Annotated in this window: 9 protein-coding genes; 5 read left to right on the forward strand and 4 right to left on the reverse strand. The window is 62.1% G+C overall.

Annotation, left to right across the window (positions count from 1 at the left end; all coding sequences use genetic code 11):
* Positions 1–191 precede the first annotated feature (191 nt).
* The 3 genes from IFO71_RS13135 to IFO71_RS13145 are packed head-to-tail and all read left to right on the forward strand — an operon-like array spanning position 192 to position 2,397.
* A complete protein-coding gene (locus tag IFO71_RS13135) occupies positions 192–662 on the forward strand; it encodes an NUDIX hydrolase (RefSeq protein ID WP_192030102.1) in 471 nt (156 codons plus the stop codon).
* Complete coding sequence (gene mnmA, locus IFO71_RS13140; RefSeq protein WP_192030103.1) at positions 659–1,786, forward strand: tRNA 2-thiouridine(34) synthase MnmA; 1,128 nt, start codon at positions 659–661, stop codon at positions 1,784–1,786. Before IFO71_RS13135 ends, mnmA begins: the two co-directional genes overlap by 4 nt.
* Positions 1,783–2,397: a lysogenization protein HflD gene (locus IFO71_RS13145; RefSeq protein WP_192030104.1), complete on the forward strand. Its 615-nt coding sequence runs from the start codon at positions 1,783–1,785 to the stop codon at positions 2,395–2,397. Before mnmA ends, IFO71_RS13145 begins: the two co-directional genes overlap by 4 nt.
* A gap of 386 nt (positions 2,398–2,783) precedes the next feature.
* Here IFO71_RS13145 and IFO71_RS13150 read toward each other — a convergent pair whose 3' ends face one another.
* From IFO71_RS13150 to IFO71_RS22315, 3 genes are all read right to left on the reverse strand, one after another.
* Positions 2,784–4,976, reverse strand: coding sequence for a methyl-accepting chemotaxis protein (locus tag IFO71_RS13150; RefSeq protein WP_192030105.1), 2,193 nt, complete (start codon positions 4,974–4,976; stop codon positions 2,784–2,786).
* 1,007 nt (positions 4,977–5,983) lie between these two features.
* Positions 5,984–6,751, reverse strand: coding sequence for a hypothetical protein (locus IFO71_RS13155; protein ID WP_192030106.1), 768 nt, complete (start codon positions 6,749–6,751; stop codon positions 5,984–5,986).
* 288 nt (positions 6,752–7,039) lie between these two features.
* A complete protein-coding gene (locus tag IFO71_RS22315; protein ID WP_192030107.1) occupies positions 7,040–9,172 on the reverse strand; it encodes a S8 family serine peptidase in 2,133 nt (710 codons plus the stop codon).
* An 860-nt stretch (positions 9,173–10,032) separates the two neighbouring features.
* Here IFO71_RS22315 and IFO71_RS13165 point away from each other — a divergent pair.
* Positions 10,033–11,400: an esterase/lipase family protein gene (locus tag IFO71_RS13165; RefSeq protein WP_192030108.1), complete on the forward strand. Its 1,368-nt coding sequence runs from the start codon at positions 10,033–10,035 to the stop codon at positions 11,398–11,400.
* 127 nt (positions 11,401–11,527) lie between these two features.
* Here the strand turns inward: IFO71_RS13165 and IFO71_RS13170 are convergent, their stop codons facing one another.
* Positions 11,528–13,579 carry an AAA family ATPase gene (locus tag IFO71_RS13170; protein ID WP_192030109.1) on the reverse strand — a complete coding sequence of 684 codons (2,052 nt, stop codon included), beginning with the start codon at positions 13,577–13,579 and terminating at the stop codon, positions 11,528–11,530.
* A gap of 476 nt (positions 13,580–14,055) precedes the next feature.
* Here IFO71_RS13170 and IFO71_RS13175 point away from each other — a divergent pair, with 476 nt between their 5' ends.
* The gene (locus tag IFO71_RS13175) at positions 14,056–18,402 is read left to right on the forward strand and encodes a DEAD/DEAH box helicase (RefSeq protein ID WP_192030110.1); all 4,347 of its coding nucleotides are present in this window, start codon (positions 14,056–14,058) and stop codon (positions 18,400–18,402) included.
* Positions 18,403–18,429 lie beyond the last annotated feature (27 nt).

The following is an 18,429-nucleotide window of genomic DNA, read 5'->3' on the forward strand; positions in this document are numbered from 1 at the left end:
TGCATGATACCGCCCCGAACCGCTCTTCCGTGTGGTTTTCGGCGCAACTGCGTGCCGATGTGCGGCGGGTCCGCGCTGATCACCGAGCCCGGATCGCCGACGGAATTCCAGCCATCGGCGTGCTCGCGATACCATTCAGGGTCTGCTCGGCCTCACCGGGCGAATTTCCCCAACCATCCAGCTGAGGGCCCATGAGCGAAGCGGAGTCGACTGATCGCACTGTGTTTCAACCCGATGTCACCGTTGCCTGCGTGATTGAACGCAATGGGCGCTACCTGGTAGTGGAGGAGCGGGTGCGCGGTGAAACCGTGGTCAATCAGCCGGCCGGCCATCTGGAGCCGGATGAATCCCTGATCGAGGCGGCGCGCCGCGAGACCCTGGAAGAAACGCGCTGGGAAGTGGAGATCCAGGGCTTGATCGGGGTCTATCAATGGCGTGCGCCGGACGGCACCCACTTCGTTCGTTTTGCCTTTTCCGCCAAAGCCTTACACGAGCATCAGGAGCGCAATCTTGACAATGGCATCCTGCGGCCACTGTGGCTGAGCCTGGACGAGCTGCGCTCGGGCGCGCATCGGCTGCGCAGCCCACTGGTGACGCGCGTCATCGAGGACGCTGAGGCACGCAGGCCGACGCCACTTGAGTGTCTAGTGCATTTGTCATGAGCGCTGAGGTGGGCCAAGGTCTGGTAATGGTTGGCGTGTCCGGCGGCGTCGATTCGGCCGTCGCTGCCCTGCTGCTGCATCGGCAGGGCCTACGTATCGCCGGTCTGTTCATGAAGAATTGGGAAGAGGCCGACGATGGCGGCTGCCGCGCTGAAGACGATCGCAAGGATGCGCTCAAAGTCTGCGCAGCCTTGAACATTCCGTTTCACCATGCCAACTTCGCCAGGGAATATTGGGCCGGCGTGTTCGAGCATTTTCTGGCCGAATACGCGGCTGGACGCACGCCGAACCCGGACATTCTCTGCAACCGTGAAATCAAGTTTCGCAGCTTTCTTGATCATGCCAAGGCCCTGGGTGCCGACAAGATAGCCACCGGTCACTATGCCCGGGTCGCTGAACGCGATGGTCTGTGGCGTCTTCTGCGTGGCCGCGATGAGCGCAAGGACCAAAGCTATTTCCTGCATGCACTGGGCCAGGAAGCCCTGGCATCGACCCTGTTCCCGGTCGGCGAGCTGGAGAAGAGCGAGGTGCGTGCGGTCGCCGAGCGCGCTGGCCTCGGTGTGCACGACAAGAAGGACAGCACCGGCATCTGCTTTATCGGTGAGCGTGATTTTCGCGAGTTTCTGGCCGGCTACCTGCCGGTCAAGCCGGGACCGATCGTCGACACCCGAGGCCGAGGGCTGGCCGAGCACAGCGGTGTGTTCTTCTACACCCTGGGCCAGCGCGAAGGGCTCAATATCGGCGGTATCCGCGGCAGCGATGGCACGCCCTGGTACGTGGTTGACAAGGATGTGGCCAGCAATACCCTTATCGTCGATCAGGGCCACGACAGCCCGTTCCTGCATTCCACTGAACTGAATGCTTCAGCGGCCACCTGGACCAGCGGAGTCGCCCTGAACAGCGAACTTCGATGCACCGCCAAGACCCGCTACCGACAGACTGACGTTCACTGTATCGTGCGCCCGCTCAATGAAGACGGAGCGCTCCAGGTGCAGTTCGATCAGCCCCAGCGCGCGGTAACGCCAGGGCAATCAGTGGTGTTCTACCTTGATGATGAGTGTCTGGGCGGCGCTGTCATTGATTCCACCAACGCCCCCATAGCCCAATGGAGACACGCGGCATGAAGGAACGTGCCCTGGCCTTGGCAGGATTGCTGCAATCCGCCGAAGCCGTCACCCGCCTTGCCACCGGCGAGCCGGTGCGAAACGACATCGTCGAGAACTGCGTAAGTTCGATCTTTCGTCTTGATGCCCCGAGCACCGAAGCCATTTTCGGCAAGGCCGAGAATCTCCGCCGCGGAATGGAGCTTCTAGCAGCTCAAGCTGCGGGTAATGTCTCCACTCAGGCGGTACACCTGCGCATCGCACTTACCGTGTTGCAGGTTGAACGACGACTGATCGCCCGACCGGATCTGCTGCAGAGACTGCAGCAGGGCATCATCGATGCCGAGCCCGCCGGCAACCAGTTCGGACTGACCTCGGAAGAGCTGCACGCCCGGCTTGGCGAGCTGTACGCACAAACCATCAGCACACTGACGCCCCGCGTGCTGGTTCAGGGTGACCCCGGACTGCTGTCACAGAGTCGCGTGGTGATGAGCATCCGCACCCTGCTACTGGCTGCCGTTCGCAGCGCGGTGTTATGGCGCCAGCTGGGTGGTAGCTACTGGGATTTCTTCTTGCGCCGCGGAAAGATCGCCCACGCCGCACGAACCTGGTTGCGCGAGATCGATCACTAGGGAAGGTCTGAACAAGTCCGTCCTGGACTTTTCAGACGCGCCGAGTTCGGCACAGGTCCGAACTCGTTTCGGCCGCTCCGCGGCTAGTCCTGTCGCAGAAATACGTTTCGTAAGGCGCGCGATCTTTTGCAAGATTGAGTCGGCGGTGGCGATCCACTGGAAAGGGGTTGCGTCAGCGTTGTATCGGGTTACGAAGAGCTCAATCTCACCATCCGCGCGCAATCGGCCCATCAGCGTTTCCCGCAACCAAGCCCGGAAAAGTATACGTCATTTATGAATTGTATTTATGCGACATGACACTAGGTCGAGCTTCGCTCGAATACGCTGATCAACAACGTACGTTGTTGATCGCGGCGGTGCATCCGTGCACCGCGATCAAGGCGCCATCAACGGCGCAATCTGAATACCGAGACCGCTTCGCCCAACTTACTGGCTTCCTCACTTAGCGCCCGGGCCGCGGCGCTGGCCTGCTCTACCAGGGCAGCATTCTGTTGTGTTGTGCTGTCGAGGTGATTGATCGTGTTGCTGACCTGACCGATGCCGCTAGCCTGTTCATCGCTAGCGGCACTGATTTCTGACATCAGCGTTGAAACCTGTCCGACTTCGGCCACCAGACGGCCGATCGTCTCTCCTGCTTCATTGACCTGAAGGGCCCCCTTTTCCACCGCCTGCACCGAATCGGCAATCAGTTGTTTGATTTCCTTCGCTGAGGTTGCCGAGCGCTGCGCCAGCGCCCGCACTTCCGAGGCGACCACGGCAAAGCCACGCCCCTGCTCACCGGCACGAGCCGCTTCCACGGCCGCATTGAGCGCGAGAATATTGGTCTGAAACGCAATGCCATCCATCACGGAGATGATGTCTTCGATCTGCTTCGATGCGGCGGTGATGTCACGCATGGTGTTGACTGCCTGACGCACCGTATCGCCGCCGCGCTGCGCAATATCCGAAACGCTCTCGGCCACCTGCCGACCACTGCGTGCATTGGCAGCATTTTGCTGCACTGTCGCTGTCAGCTGCTCGACCGACGAGGCGGTTTCTTCAAGATTTGCCGCCTGCTGCTCACTGCGTTCGGAGAGGTCGGCATTACCGGAGGAAATCTCGCTGGCTGCACTGTCAATCACCGAGACCGCTGATTGGATCTGGCCAACGATCTGCGCCAGACGATCGACGGTCTGATTCGCATGCTCGGCCATTTCGGCGAAGGCGCCACTGAAGCGCTCCTCAACACGACGCGTCAGATCCCCCTCGGCCAGTGCCTGTAGCACCCTGGTCAATGACGCCAGCGATCCGGAGAATGCCCCCAACACCTGATTGATGCCACTGGCCACGACAAGATTGTGTCCGCCCTTGTTGTGCTCCGTGATGCGTTGATCCAGCCGTCCTTCGCTGGCCGCGGAAACCACCTGCTCGACTTCGCGCTCGATGGCCAACTCCTCGGTGCGGTCCGCCCACTCGGTCACATAACCCACGGTATGGCTTTCGGCCAGGACCGGCGTGACCGACAGGTCAAAGGTCAGTCCATTGATTTCAAGTCGCGCCCGGTGGGTCGAGTTCAGCTGCATGAGTTGACTCCGACGTGCGCCCGGATCCTTGTGGAAACGATCGATCGACATGCCCACCAGAGTATCGGCGGAGAACTGCGGTATCGACTCAGCGATGCGTTGTTCATGGCGCTTGAGCAAGGCAGCCAGCGATTGATTGACGAAAACCACCCGGAACTCATGATCAGCCACCATCACATTGGCAGAGGCGACTTCAAGAGCGCGCCGCACGCGGGATGAAGCCGCTGCCTCGCGCTCGGATTTCTCCAATTGATGGCCCAGCCGTATCTGCGTCGACTTCAATCCCCGCAGTACCCGCCCCACCTCATCGCCACGCGCAACGTCCACCGGATAGTCGAAATTGCTTTGTGCCATCGCTTCGAACCCGTCGAAGGCGCCCTGCAACCGCCCCGATACATCGCGCGCCAGCCACCAGGCGGAGTACGCTGCGAAGCCGGCCATCGGCCAGAATGCCAGCCGCAATCCAGCACCGGCCTCGCTCTCGGCGGGCAGCAGCAGCAACAGGGCTGCATACCCCACCCCGAACATCGCCAGCAAGAACAAACGGGTAGCTAAGTTCAACCGCCACAGCGGATTCCAACGAGCACTGAGGCTCGGCTTCTGCATCTGGCCGTTGACCATCCGCGCGCCGCGCAGGCGACCGGCACGTACTGCGGCAAAGTCGCGCTCTGCATTATCGATCAAGTCCCGTGAGGGCCTGCGCCGTACCGACATGTAGCCGGTCACTTTTCCAGCGGTATCGAACACCGGTGTTACGTGCGCCAGAACCCAATAGTGATCGCCGTTCTTGCAGCGGTTCTTCACCACGCCCACCCACGGAAGTCCCTGCTTCAGCGAGCGCCAGAGATCGGTAAACGCAGCTGGCGGCATATCAGGGTGACGTACGATGTTGTGTGGACGACCAATCAACTCATCACGGCGGTAGCCGCTGATCTCCACCATGTAGTCGTTGACATCAGTGATGATGCCGCGTGTATCGGTGGTTGAAGCGATGCTGCGCCCTTGCTCGAGTTCCACTTCGTGGCCCGTAACAGTTCGGCTACTCGGGTGTTGCGTCTTTGGCGGGGTCGCTTCTGAAACAGCTGCTGCAGCTCGAAAATTGCCAGTCATTGCCTACTCCTGAACAGACCTGAGTGCCTACTGATTCGGCAACTTGAAGTTTGAACATCCTGTTCACGTTCAAGCCCCGCGCGTCTGATACGTGTCCGTACGTGCGGGCGCTGCACAGCGACTAGGTCGCTGCGCGCGAGCAGTCCATGGACTGCTCGATTGAACCGGCCAACCGAAACATCGACTGGCCGGTTCAATAAGAGGCTGCTGAGACTCATTTCAGCAGTCTGGTGCGGCGCCTAAAAGACGACGCGCTCGAAAGACGAGCCGCAAGTGTTTGATTTCCCGCAAACCGTTCGACGGGCTCACCGCAAGTGTTGCGCGGCTTCGCCGAGACGGTTGACGCTGAAAACCTCCAAGATGGAAATGCTTCAACCGCCTGCAAGCATGCACGCGTCGGTCAGTAAACCATATCAAGACTGCACGACTCCAACTTGATTTCAATCAAGCGAATCAGAAAGCTGCTCGCTTCACCTTGTAGTTCACAAGGAATCCACTGGGGAAGGCCTGACCAAGTCGATCCTGGACTTGCTCAGACGCGCCGAGTTCGGCACAGGTCCGAACCCGTTTCGTCCGCTCCGCGGCTACGTCGAGCTTCGCTCGAATACGCTGATCAACCACCGACGTTGTTGATTGCGGCGGTGCATCCCCGCACCTCGGGAATCTCTGAACTTGCTGCGAGATTCCCTTGACCAGAGCAGGCTGCCGGCCTCGAACTAATTGCCAGCCACAGTGTGACGCCAGCGTGCAACGCGCATGGAATCTGCTGCCCCTGGCACAGCGTCTCTCGCCCACAAGGAAATCGCGACCACCATGATCGAATGCCCGAAATCACCGCGCCTTTATCAACCACGGCAGGCCAGCAGCTGAGCCGAATCCGTCAGGCCTGAGTCCGGGCGGATTGCAGCTTGTGATCAGTACTCGAAACTCGAGCCAAACACCTGGCTTGGAATCCACACGCTGAGATGTGTGGGCCAACCTACATTGCTACCGACTTCACTGTGCATCGCTGCGAAAATGGAGATACCGCCGAGTTGTTCGGCCGGCAACGGGGGCACAGGGATACTTAACTCGAAACTTCCGCCGACCTGAATCTCTGCCGTGCCATCCGGGTGACATTGCGCCAGTACCAGGTCGCTGCAGCGATACTCACCGTAGGACAGCATCTCAGGGCCGGCGTACGCGTTCAGCCACACAACAGGTGCATCACTGGGCCCCAGGTTGTAAACCTGAAAGTTGATGAACCCATCCTCGATTCTGGGGTATTGCGGATCGAACGCCGTCGTCATGACCACGCTATGCACCATGGCTACGCTGATGGCTTCGGCATCGATGTCATTTTCCGGATTGGGGTCGATGCGGTCCGATTCAACGAAACCGCCCAGTCCAATCAGGCCATGGGCATTGGGGCGCAAACGCGCACGCAGACGGGTCGAGGCACTTTCTCCAGCAGCAAGGGGCGTGTTCAACACGCAGCTGGCGCGGTCAACGCTGCTGCTACAGCGCGAATCAATCAGTTCGAAACCGGGATCGAAGGCAAACCAAATTCTGTGCTCATTGACTGACTCCGGGCCGGCATTGCTGACCTCGGCATCCAGGTATACCGAGGTTCCCGCGCGACCTTGGTCATCCAGGTTCAATGCCAGAGCGAGATCGGCGTAATAGCCTTCGGCCTTGAGCATGGCGCTCCAGCTTGGCGCCGTCACTGCCAGTGAGCCTGCACCGAAGCAGGCGGATGTGAATATCAGTTTGGCCAGACGTTCGTCAACCGTCAGAACGCCTGCGCCGTCTCGATGTCGGCGAACGAGCGACTTTCTTCGATGGTCATTCCGGCACACGCTGGCACAAGACAGGAACCATTTTGCCTCCAAGCGCAGGACTCAACGCAAGTATGCGGCCAGGGCATGAAAGAAATCGCGGCCACCAGGGCCGCGATTTCGGTACCGCCTATGGTCGAAACGACCTGTAGATCAGAACGTGATCGCCCAGCGATCGAGATAGCCGGTATCGGCATTGGCCGAATCGCGCACGCGCAACGTCCAGCTGCCGTTCAAGGCTTCCGACGACAGATTCACCGTGTAATTGCGAATGATGTTGTCGGCGCTGCCACCCGAACGGTTGTGCAGGTTGTAGACCGACCCATCTGGCGCAATCAGGTCGACGGTCAAGTCACCGATGTAGGTGTGCTTGATGTCCACTGCCACCTGTGTGCTCGACAGACCGTTTCCACTGCGTCCGGAAACGCTGATTGGGCTGTTGATGGTGGAATTGTCGTTAATCGTGTAGTTGCTCTCATTGGCGTAAGTCTGAGTACCACCACCGCCAGCAGTGTAGCTACCGGTGAGGCTGACGCCGGAGAAGCTGCTGTAGGCGCGCACCATCACATAGTACGTGCCGGCCTGAGCAGACGAGATGTTGCAGGTCTCGTTATTGCTCGAGCTCCAGGAACGGCAGTCGTAACTTGATGTGGTGGGTGCCGAGCCAAACTTCACGTACAGATCGGCATCACCGCTGCCACCGGAGGTGACGAACCTCAGGTTGCTGGCCCCGGCAGGCACCGCCATGGTGTAGTTCAATGCCTGGCCGGTCGACGCCGACAGGCCGGTCACCGGCACGCCGTTGCTCAGCGTGGTGCCGCCACCGCCGCCCGATTGGGTGGTCGCGGAGGCAATGCTGGAATAGCTGCCGTTGTTGCCGGCACCATCGTAGGCCCGCACGCGGTAACGATAAGTGGTGGAGGCGCTGAGCCCGCTATCGCTGTAGCTGGTGGACGAGGTAGTGGCGACCTGGGCGAAGTTGGTGCAGCTGGAACCCGAGCAACGCTCCAGCTTGTAGCCGGCCAGGCCCGATCCGCCGGTGTCGGTGGCGGCCGACCAGCTCAGGCTGATGGCGCTGCTGCTGGCCGCACTGGCACTGAAATTGCTCGGCGTGCTGGGCGGCGTGGTGTCGGTTGGCGGCGTGCCACCGAACAGCGAGTACAGCAGACGGTTCGGAGAACCCGAGCCGGCACTGCTGACCACGTTCGGGGTTGAGGCCGCGATGATGGCATTGGTTACCTGCGAGGGCGTGGCGGTCGGATTGTTGGCCAGGTACAGGGCCGCGACGCCAGCGACATGCGGCGATGCCATCGAGGTGCCGCTGATCGTATTGGTGGCCGAGTTGCTGTTGTACCAGGCCGAGGTGATCGACGAGCCTGGGGCAAAGATGTCCAGGCAGTTGCCGTAGTTGGAGAAGCTCGAGCGGGCGTCGGAACTGGTGGTGGAGCCGACGGTAATCGCCGCCGCGGCACGCGCCGGTGAATAGTTGCAGGCATTGCTGTTGTCATTGCCCGCAGCCACCACTACGGTGACGCCGGCATTGACCATGTTGTTCACCGCGGTATCGGTGGCGCTATCGGCACCGCCGCCCAGGCTCATATTGGCCACCGCCGGCTTGACGTGATTGGCCGCCACCCAGTCCATGCCCGCGATCACCCCGGAGTTGGTGCCGCTGCCGCTGCAGTTCAGCACACGCACCGGATACACCCGAGCGCCCTTGGCGATACCGTAGGTAGTGCCGGCGACGGTGCCGGCAACGTGTGTACCGTGACCGTTACAGTCGGTGGTGCCGCGGCCATCGTTGATCGAGGTATAGCCAGTACCCATGCGACCGGAAAATTCATTGTGCGTACCCAGCACACCGGTGTCGATGATGTAGGCGTGCACATTCGAGGCCGTTGTGTCGTACACGTAGGTGCCATTCAATGGCAGATTGCGCTGATCGCTGCGGTCAATGCCCCAGGTCGCGCCGGACTGGGTGGCATTGATGCTGACGTAGCCATCTTCCTGCACGTAGTCGACCCGATCATCGGCCAACAGTTGCGCCAGGGCCGCATCGTCGGCCTGGACGACGAAACCACGCAGAACGTGCGAGAAGCTTTGCCGCACCTGCATGCGATGTTGTCGCGCCAGTTGCTGCGCCATCTGCGCGACTGGCGGCACGGCACGGTTTTCATTGCCCATCGCGGCGACGGTGTCCTTCAATACCACGATGTACTGGCCGGGCACCGGCTGTGAAGTGATGCGGAAATCTGCCTCGGCCTGAGCGGCGCCAGCGAAAGCCATTGATGCAGCAAGAGCGAGCGCAGTGCGGCGCACCGCACGTGTAGACGTTGGTGTCTTCACTATGTTTCCCCTAGTTGAAGTGCTGGGGCCGACCTACGTCCACCACACATCCAGCGTTGCTTCCAACCAGAAGGCCATGCGTCCCCTGTGTGTCGCCCCTACGACACAACGCATGGCTTGGGTGGATGCCTTCGGAGGGCCCCTCAGCCCCGTCGGCGAACTGACGCTAGCAATGGTGGAACTGGTCGTCAAGAAGAATGTGCAAAGTTGGGGCATTGGATCGGATAGACAGCCAAATAGCTGTCCTCTCTACCCTGCGAAAGTCAGCCGTTCGGCCGGCTTTGGTCGGAATACACACCAAATGCCAGCAAATGCCTGTTCGATGCCATGGATCTTTTGCGCCGATGCCCTCCGTGTCTTCCTACCGTTGGTCGGCAGACCTTGCCCCTATTCGGGTCAAGGGCTGGCCGCGATCGGGCAAGTTCGTCTTCGTACGGCAGGCTTGCTCGCCAAATCGGCGCGCTCATCCTGGCATCGCCCCTGACCGGTGCAGCGGCCCGTTCGACCTCCCGTCGCCGGTGCACCGAATCCATTCGCCCGCGTATGGAACCTCGGGTTAGGCTGCCGACGCAGTCGAGGGAGGGGAACCCCGCGGACGCCGTCCGCGCTGACTGACTGGGCAATCCGCAGCATCTGCTACCGGGCATCGATCGGGGGATCGGCCTGGCCGAGGAGCACGATGGCGTGATGGTCAGGGACGATCGGTAGATGGCATTGCTCGGACCAGGGAAGGCAGATCGCACTCTGCCGTCCAGCTACGCGGCAAGCGGCGCGTGGCGGACCTACCTGTGAGGGGAACCATGAACCTGTCGTTTCGCCTAAGCAAGTACTGTCTCATTGCCGTCGTGTTGGGGCTGGCCATGGTGGCCAAGCCGCAAACTGCCCAGGCCCAAAACAAGCCGGTGGTGGTGTTCGTGCACGGCTTTCTTGGCTTCTGTCGCGATGAGGCCCTGGGCTACAAATATTGGGGAGGGCTGGACGACCTGCAGCAGCAGCTGAACACACAGTACGGAGACGTCGAGGTCAAGACGGTCTGTGTCGGCCCGGTGAGCTCCAGCTACGACCGCGCCATCGAACTGTTCTGGAAGATCAAGGGCGGTTGCATCGACTATGGCGCCGCACACGCTGCCCAGGCCGGCCATCAACGCCACTTCAAGAACAGCACCGAAGCGCGCAACACCGCCAGCGCACGTCAATGTCCGCGTGCCGATGCAGCGGAGATCAAGAATCGTGCCGTCTACCCGGCCTGGGATGCATCGCGACCGGTACACATCATTGCCCACAGCCAAGGCGGCCAGACCGCCCGCATGCTGGCGCAACTGCTGGCCGACAACGGTCGCAACCCGGAAGGCGACAGCGGCCTGTTCGCGCCCCACAATACATCGGCGGCGTGGATTCGCTCCATCACCACCATTTCCACCCCGAACGACGGCACCACCTTAGCCGACGCCATCGTCGACTTCGCTCCGTTTGCGCAGACCCTGGTGGCCGACATCGCCCTGTTGGCAGGCGCCAGTCCTGATCTCAGTTCGATGGTCTATGACTTCAAGCTCGATCAATGGGATATCGCCCAACGCCGCGCCAACGAGCCTTTCCACGACTATGCCGAACGCGTGCTCAACAACTCGCGCCGATTGTTCAGCGACCGCGGCGTTCGCGACCTCAGCCCGTTTACCCTGTCGCCCGACGGCGCCATGCGGGAGAACAGCTGGGTGCGCGATCAACCGGGCATTTACTACTTCAGCTGGAGCACCCGATCGAGCTATGCCAGCTGGATCACCGGATGGCATTATCCGCGCTGGGATGCCAACCCATTGATTGGCACCTTCTGCAGCCCGTTGTTCATGGGCAACTTCACCCGCAGTCGTGCACCATCAATCGATAGCAGCTGGTGGGACAGCGATTGCGTCGTCCCCACCCGCAGCCACCGCGCCCCGACCCTGCAGATTGCGCGCAGCGCCGCCATCGGCACCGCGCCGACCCATCGCGCAGTTCAGATACGCGACTTGCGCTACGGCGGCACTCCGCGCGCCGGCCAATGGAACTGGCTCGGCATGATGGAAGGCTACGACCACCTGGATATCGTCGGCTGGACCTTGTTCTGGAGTCCCAATGACAAGCTAAGCTGGTATCGGCGGCATATCGAGCGGTTGAAGGCCTTGCCGTAGGCCGATTCGCACAGCGGAATGCAAGACGGTGGGCGGCACGCCCACCCTACGTTGGCCACCGGATCCCGTAGGGTGGGCCTATGGCCCACCGCCTCTCTAGCCCGCACGCTGCTGAACCAGCGGCATGCTAGGTAAACCCCATGGACCTACGCCTACCCTCTGGCTTCATCTTCACCTCCGCTACCAGCAGTTCCATCAAGTTGGCATCGCTGGCCTGCTCACCCATCGCTCTCAGTCGACGTGCCAAGGCTGCGAAATCACCCGGGGTCAAGAGGTCCAGCCGATCCAGGCGCGATTCCCAGCTCACATCATCCAGCTCTCGGCGCAGCTGCCAGCGTTGAATCTGCTCGCGGAACAGGGCTCGTCGCTGGCTTGGTCGCAGATAGTCAAAGCGCAGTTTGAAATCGAACCGACGCAGGGCCGCCGGATCAATTAGCTCAAACAGATTGCTCGATGCCACAAACACGCCCTCGAAGGCTTCCAACTGGGTCAACAGTTCGTTGACCTGACTGATTTCCCAGCTGCGTTGCCCCGCCGAACGCTGGAACAGAAAGCTATCGGCCTCATCGAGAATCAGCACCGACTGTTCACGTCGTGCTTCGTCGAACGCCGCGGCGATATTGCGTTCGGTCACTCCGATGTAGGGGCTCTGCAAATCGGAGGCCCGCTTGCGCAGTACCGGCCGATCGATCTGTTCGGCCAGATGCACGGCAAACGCCGACTTGCCGGTGCCCGGCGGGCCGTACAGGCACAGGCGGCCGCTACCGCTCTGGCGCACGAAGTCAACCACCTGATCGAGATTGGCATCCGGGTTCAGGTACTCGCGATTGAACGGCGTGTTCAAGCGCGGCGATGGCAGTGGCGCGCCATGCTCAAGACGCAACACTTCCTCGATCGAGGCACGAGCGACACGGGTTGCCGCCTCCGGCGAGGTCGGCGCGACCCGGTCGATGACCCGGGCAGCACGGGCCAGCAAGGCTGGCGTCAGACCCGAGTGTTCGGCCCAGGCGCTGGATTCACCCTCGTCGATGTGGAACGCACCCAGATAACGATCGATCAAACGACGCCGCGTTGAACGCCCCGGCACGGGCACCTCCAGCACCAGATCGAAGCGACGCCGTTGCGAGGCTTCCAATGCCTCGACTTCGTTGCAGATCCACAGCGTTGGCACCGGGTTGCGCTCAAGACGCTCGTTAAGCCAGCCCTTGAACGACACCGAGCGCCCGACGCTGCTGCGTTCGGCACTGCGAAACACATCTTCGACTTCATCGAACACCAGCAGGGCATCGCGACGATCACGCAAGGCGCGCTGAGCCAGTTCGAATGCGCGCAAGCGTTCGTAGCCCTCAATCGGGTCGCCATCGTCGTCCGCCGTGCGCACCGAGTAAGCGCACAGTCCTGCCGCCGCAGCCACGGCCAGAGCCAGTTCGGACTTGCCGGTACCCGGCGGCCCAAACAGCAACACATTGGCTCCACTGGCACGACATCGTGCGCTGGCAGCCAGGTAGTCGCGCAGTCGCTCAACCTGAGTACCGAGGTGCGGGTAGTCCTCGATACCGAGCCGCGCGGCCTCCATCTGGCGAAAATACCGGCTAAGCACACCGTCCAGATCAACCCGGCGCAAGGCCAGATAATCGACCAGGCCCTCGACCAGTTCAAAGCGTTCCGGCGCCGCCGTGTTGTAGCGACCGTAGTCCACTCTGAGCAGCCCACTGCGCGACAACACACTGCGTTTCAGCAAGGTCCGTTGCACCCGGCGACGCTCAACCGCCAGTGCATCACTGGCGAAGTTGGCCACTGCAGCGGGCGAATGCGGTCGGTAGCGAAACTCCACACCACCAAGTTCCACCAGAAGATCGTCGCCCTGCACGATGGCGGCGAAGGCCAGCACGCGTGCTTCGTCCAAGGCCAAGCCAAATGCGGTCGCCAAGGCGCGTACCGGAGGCAGGTGGGCCGGATCCAACTCGCCAGCACCGCGCTCGGCGCGTGCCAGCGCGGCAGCGATGCGTGCGGCCAGAATTGCATCCGTCGCTCCACGCAACAACTCGGCGGCGAACGGCCGCAACCGCCCAAAACGATCCTTATCGCCGCTGGCGTCATTGAATAATTTGTTAAGCAGGCGCAGCGCCCAAAGCCTGCGCAAGCGCCGTAGCACACGGCGCAACTGAGTGTCGTTCATGTCCCTTCCCAGATCGGGAGTAAAGCTATCCGTCGAACCGAATCATTCGGCACGCGGGGCAAACCTCGCCGCGCGCCGGAGGCACGCGCTAAAGAGGCGCAGAAACCATCGATTTGAGTTGACGAATACGCACGGGAGCACCCAGCGTGATGAAGTGGGCGCGAACGATACGCCTGAACGTGACGTTGTGCAAGGGGGCTGAGTGGTTTGAATACCCAAAGCCCTTCTCCCACGGGGACCTGATTGGCGTCGTGTAGCAGCTCATCCCTCAGCACCTCGACCCCGTTCGCAGTGAGGTATCGAACTGCGGACGGCGGGCTTGCCGCGCCCATTCGGGCTTCGATCTGCCCTGAGCATTGCCGAAGGTTCGGCCCGAAAGGTTGAAAGGTATGAGAGAACAACGAGACTCGGGGCAGTTGCCAGGCTCGAAGGGTCCACTCATCGCCATCCCCCACCAATCAGCGGATAATCCCCGAATGCCCTGGCAGCATTTCCATCCGGCAACGGCGGCCTGGTTCCGCCAACGCTTTGCGGCGCCCACCGCGGCCCAAGTCGCTGCTTGGGAGGCGGTACGCAGCGGGCGGCATGTACTGGTGGCAGCGCCAACTGGCTCGGGTAAGACTTTGGCCGCCTTTCTCACCGCGATCGACCAATTGCTGCAGCAGGCGGTGAGCGGGGAGCTCGATGAGGCTACCCAGGTGGTGTATGTATCGCCACTGAAAGCGCTGTCCAACGATATCCAGCTTAATCTGGAACAACCGCTGCAGGGCATCACTGAACACCTTGCTTCACTTGGACTGCCCGCGGTGCAGCTGCGCAGCATGGTGCGCACCGGCGATACGCCGCAGGCCGAGCGCACGGCGATGCGCAAGTCGCCGCCGCATATCGTGGTCACCACACCGGAATCGCTGTACATCCTGCTGGGGTCAGAATCGGGCCGGCGCATGCTGGCCAGTACGCGCAGCGTGATTGTCGATGAGATCCACGCCCTGGCACCCAACAAGCGCGGCTGCCACCTGGCGCTGAGCTTGCAGCGACTGGAAGCCCTGTGCGGGCGCGGTTTGCAACGAATCGGGCTGTCGGCCACGCAGAAGCCGATCGAAGAAGTGGCACGTTTCCTGGTCGGCAGCGCGGCGATCGACCCGCAAGGCGTCCCGGATTGCGCCATCGTTGACGTCGGTCATCAACGTGCGCGCGATCTGGCCCTGGTGCTGCCTGATGCGCCCTTGACCGCGGTGATGTCGAATGAGGTCTGGGAGCAGCTGTATCGGCGCATCGCTGACCTGGTCAGTGCACATCGAACCACCTTGGTTTTCGTCAACACACGTCGTTTAGCTGAACGAGCCAGTCGCCACCTCGGTGAATTGCTGGGCAAAGACGCGGTGGCCGCACATCATGGCAGTCTGGCGCGCGAGCTGCGCCTGGATGCAGAGCAACGGCTCAAGCGCGGCGAGCTCAAGGTGCTGGTGGCGACGGCTTCGCTGGAGCTCGGTATCGACATCGGCCATGTCGAGCTGGTCTGTCAGATCGGCTCGCCGCGCTCGATTTCGAGCTTTCTGCAGCGCGTCGGCCGCGCCGGTCATGCGGTGGATGGCACTCCGAAGGGCCGATTGTTTCCGCTATCGCGCGACGAATTGGTGGAGTGCGTCGCCCTGCTCGATGCGGTGCAACGCGGCGAGCTGGATACCCTTTGCATCGAGCGCGAAGCACTCGACGTATTGGCACAGCAGATGGTCGCCGAGGTCGCCAGTCAGGACTGGGACGAGGCGGCGCTCTACGAGTTGGTGCGTGGCGCCTATCCGTACGCCGAACTCAGCCACGAGGCTTTCCGCGCCAGCCTGCGCATGCTGGCCGAAGGCTACAGCACGCAACGCGGGCTGCGCGCGGCGTACCTGCATCGCGACACGGTGAATCAACGACTACGCGCGCGCCGCGGGGCAAGGCTGACCGCGCTCACCTCCGGCGGCGCCATTCCGGATACCGCCGATTACCAGGTGATGCTGGAACCACAGGCTCAGTTGATCGGCAGTGTGCATGAGGATTTTGCCGTCGAGAGCCTGGCCGGCGATGTGTTTCAGCTCGGCAATCACAGTTATCGCATCTTGCGCGTCGAGCAAGGCCGCATCCGGGTCGAAGATGCACAAGGCCAGCCGCCAAACGTGCCGTTCTGGCTCGGTGAAGCGCCAGGTCGCAGCGATGCGCTGTCGCTGGCGGTGTCGCGACTGCGCGAAACCTGGAGTTCTGCTGACGATAAGGCAGCCCTTAGCCAGCGCCTGCCGCCGGACGAGGCGGCGTGGCAGCAACTTGACGACTATCTGCAGGTCGCTGGCATGGCGCTGGGAGGCTTGCCGACTCAACAGCGGGTAGTGATCGAGCGCTTCTTCGATGAATCCGGTGGCACCCAGTTGGTGATCCATTCGCCGTTCGGCAGCCGGATCAATCGCGCCTGGGGGCTGGCGCTGCGCAAACGCTTTTGTCGCCAGTTCAACTTCGAGTTGCAGGCCGCGGCCAGTGAAGATGCCATCGTGCTCTCGCTATCGACCAGTCATAGCTTTCCCTTGATCGAAGTCAGTCGTTATCTGCATTCGAATAGCGTGGCTGACGTACTGACCCAGGCCCTGCTCGATGCACCGATGTTCGGCCTGCGATGGCGTTGGAATGCCACCTCGGCCCTGGCCCTGCCACGCTTTGTCGGTGGCAAGCGAGTGGCGCCGCAGCTGCAGCGGATGCGCTCGGAAGACTTGCTGGCCAGCGTATTCCCCGATCAGGTGGCCTGTCTGGAAAACATCGTCGGTGAGCGGCAGATTCCTGATCATCCTTTAGTGCGGCAAACCCTGCATGACTGTCTGCATGAGGCGATGGATCTCGATGGCTTGATCGCGCTGTTGCAGCGAATCGAAAACGGCAGCATCGAGGTGGTCGCCCGCGAGCTGACTGCGCCCTCGCCGCTGGCAGCGGAAATCCTCAATGCCCGGCCCTACGCCTTTCTTGACGATGCGCCGCTGGAAGAGCGCCGAACCCAGGCAGTGCAGAGCCGGCGTTGGCGCGATCCGGCCGAGCTCGAACAGATCGGCAACCTATCTGCTGAGGCGATCGACAGTGTGCGCCAACAGGCCTGGCCGGAAGTGCGTGATGCCGAAGAGCTGCACGAGGCCTTGCTCGGCCTGGGCTGGTTCACCGAGCAGGAGTTGGCAGCCAACTGGGCGCCGTGGCTGGCGCCCTTGCAAGCGCAAGGCCGGGCCTGTCGGCTGCAGATCGATTCCCAACACATTGTTTGGTTGGCAGTCGAACGCCTGCCGCCGATGCTGGCGCTGTTTCCGGCAGCCAAGGCTGAGCCGCGTCTCAAGGTGCCAGACGAATTGGCAAGCATCGAGTGGAGCGCCGAATCCGCTCTGATTGAATTACTGCGCGGCCGCCTGAGTGGGCTCGGCCCGCAGACCTCCACGACCCTTTGCGCAGGCCTGCCGATCGCCGCCACGGCCGTCGAGGTCGCCCTGCTCGCCTTGCAGGGCGAGGGCTATGTGATGCGCGGCCGTTTCAGTTCCGATGCCTCGGCAGATCAGTGGTGCGAGCGGCACCTACTGGCCCGCATCCACCGCTACACCCTCGGCCAGCTGCGCCGCGAAATCGAGCCGGTGGAACCACGTGACTATTTGCGCTTTGCGCTGCGTTGGCAGCACCTTGAGGGCGAAAGCCGATTGAAAGGTCCGGATGCCCTGCCCGCCGTGCTCGCGCAACTCGAAGGTTATGAGGCACCGGCCTCGATCTGGGAAAGCGAACTGCTGCCCTCGCGCATTGCCGACTACGACATCGCCTGGCTGGATGAGCTATGCCTGTCCGGCCGCCTGATATGGAATCGCCTGCGCGGCAATCAGGGCAACACGCCCGCAGCCGGCCCGGTGCACAACACCCCGCTGGTGTTGCTGCCGCGCCGCCATCTGGCCTGGTGGCGCGCCCTGGTCGGTACGGCAGCGCAGTCGCGCCCGTTGTCCTCACGCGCACAACGATTGGTGAACTTGCTCGAAAGCCGCGGCGCGCTGTTCTTTGACGAGCTGGAACAGGCCAGCGGCTTGCTGCGAGTGGAACTGGAAGACGCGCTGGGCGAACTGGTGGCCACCGGCCGGGTGGTCTGCGACAGCTTCGCCGGCCTGCGCGCCCTGCTGCAGCCTGCATCCAAGCGCAGCACGGCTGGGCAACGCGCGGGACGCCGATCCGGCCGGCGCCCGGTCGCCATGTGGTCGAGCCTGGACAGCGCCGGGCGCTGGTCATTGCTGCCCGTTGTGCCAGCCGAAGCACCGGCGCGGGCTGAGCTGGTGGAACATGTCGCGCGTTGTCTGCTGCGTCGATACGGCGTCATCGCTTGGCGCATGCTGGAGCGCGAACCGGCCTGGCTGCCACCCTGGCGCGAGCTGTTGCGGGTGTTTCAACGTCTGGAGGCGCGCGGCGAAATTCGCGGCGGACGCTTCATCGCTGGGCTTTCCGGCGAGCAGTTCGCACTGCCCGAAGCCTTGACCGCTCTGCGCAAGCTGCGCCATCAGCCCGATGACCAACGCGAGCTGGTGCTAAGTGCGGCCGACCCACTCAACCTGGTGGGTTCGGTGCTGGCCGGCGAGCGTCTGCCGCAGCAGTCCGACGCCCGCATCTGCTACCGCAACGGCGTACCGATTGCGCGTTGTGTCGGCGCAGAGTTCGTCACCTTGCAGCCGCTGAGTGATGCCGAACAACGTCGACTTCGAACGCTGATGTTAAGTAGCGGCAAGCAAAGGCAGTTGCTGGCCGAAGTGCTGCCGGCCGCGGCGGACAAGGTTGTTGCTCGGGGCTGAAGTCCTGTCGGCCGCCTTCGGTTCGGC

It is taken from the genome of Pseudomarimonas arenosa (assembly GCF_014841215.1).
Lineage (GTDB): Bacteria > Pseudomonadota > Gammaproteobacteria > Xanthomonadales > Xanthomonadaceae > Pseudomarimonas > Pseudomarimonas arenosa.

Bases quoted from the DNA above. Each gene is read 5' to 3' on its own strand.
- IFO71_RS13135 (WP_192030102.1), top strand. From the start codon at position 192: ATGAGCGAAGCGGAGTCGACTGATCGCACTGTGTTTCAACCCGATGTC.
- mnmA (WP_192030103.1), top strand. From the start codon at position 659: ATGAGCGCTGAGGTGGGCCAAGGTCTGGTAATGGTTGGCGTGTCCGGC.
- IFO71_RS13145 (WP_192030104.1), top strand. From the start codon at position 1,783: ATGAAGGAACGTGCCCTGGCCTTGGCAGGATTGCTGCAATCCGCCGAA.
- IFO71_RS13155 (WP_192030106.1), bottom strand. From the start codon at position 6,751: ATGCTCAAGGCCGAAGGCTATTACGCCGATCTCGCTCTGGCATTGAAC.
- IFO71_RS22315 (WP_192030107.1), bottom strand. From the start codon at position 9,172: ATGGCTTTCGCTGGCGCCGCTCAGGCCGAGGCAGATTTCCGCATCACT.
- IFO71_RS13165 (WP_192030108.1), top strand. From the start codon at position 10,033: ATGAACCTGTCGTTTCGCCTAAGCAAGTACTGTCTCATTGCCGTCGTG.
- IFO71_RS13170 (WP_192030109.1), bottom strand. From the start codon at position 13,579: ATGAACGACACTCAGTTGCGCCGTGTGCTACGGCGCTTGCGCAGGCTT.
- IFO71_RS13175 (WP_192030110.1), top strand. From the start codon at position 14,056: ATGCCCTGGCAGCATTTCCATCCGGCAACGGCGGCCTGGTTCCGCCAA.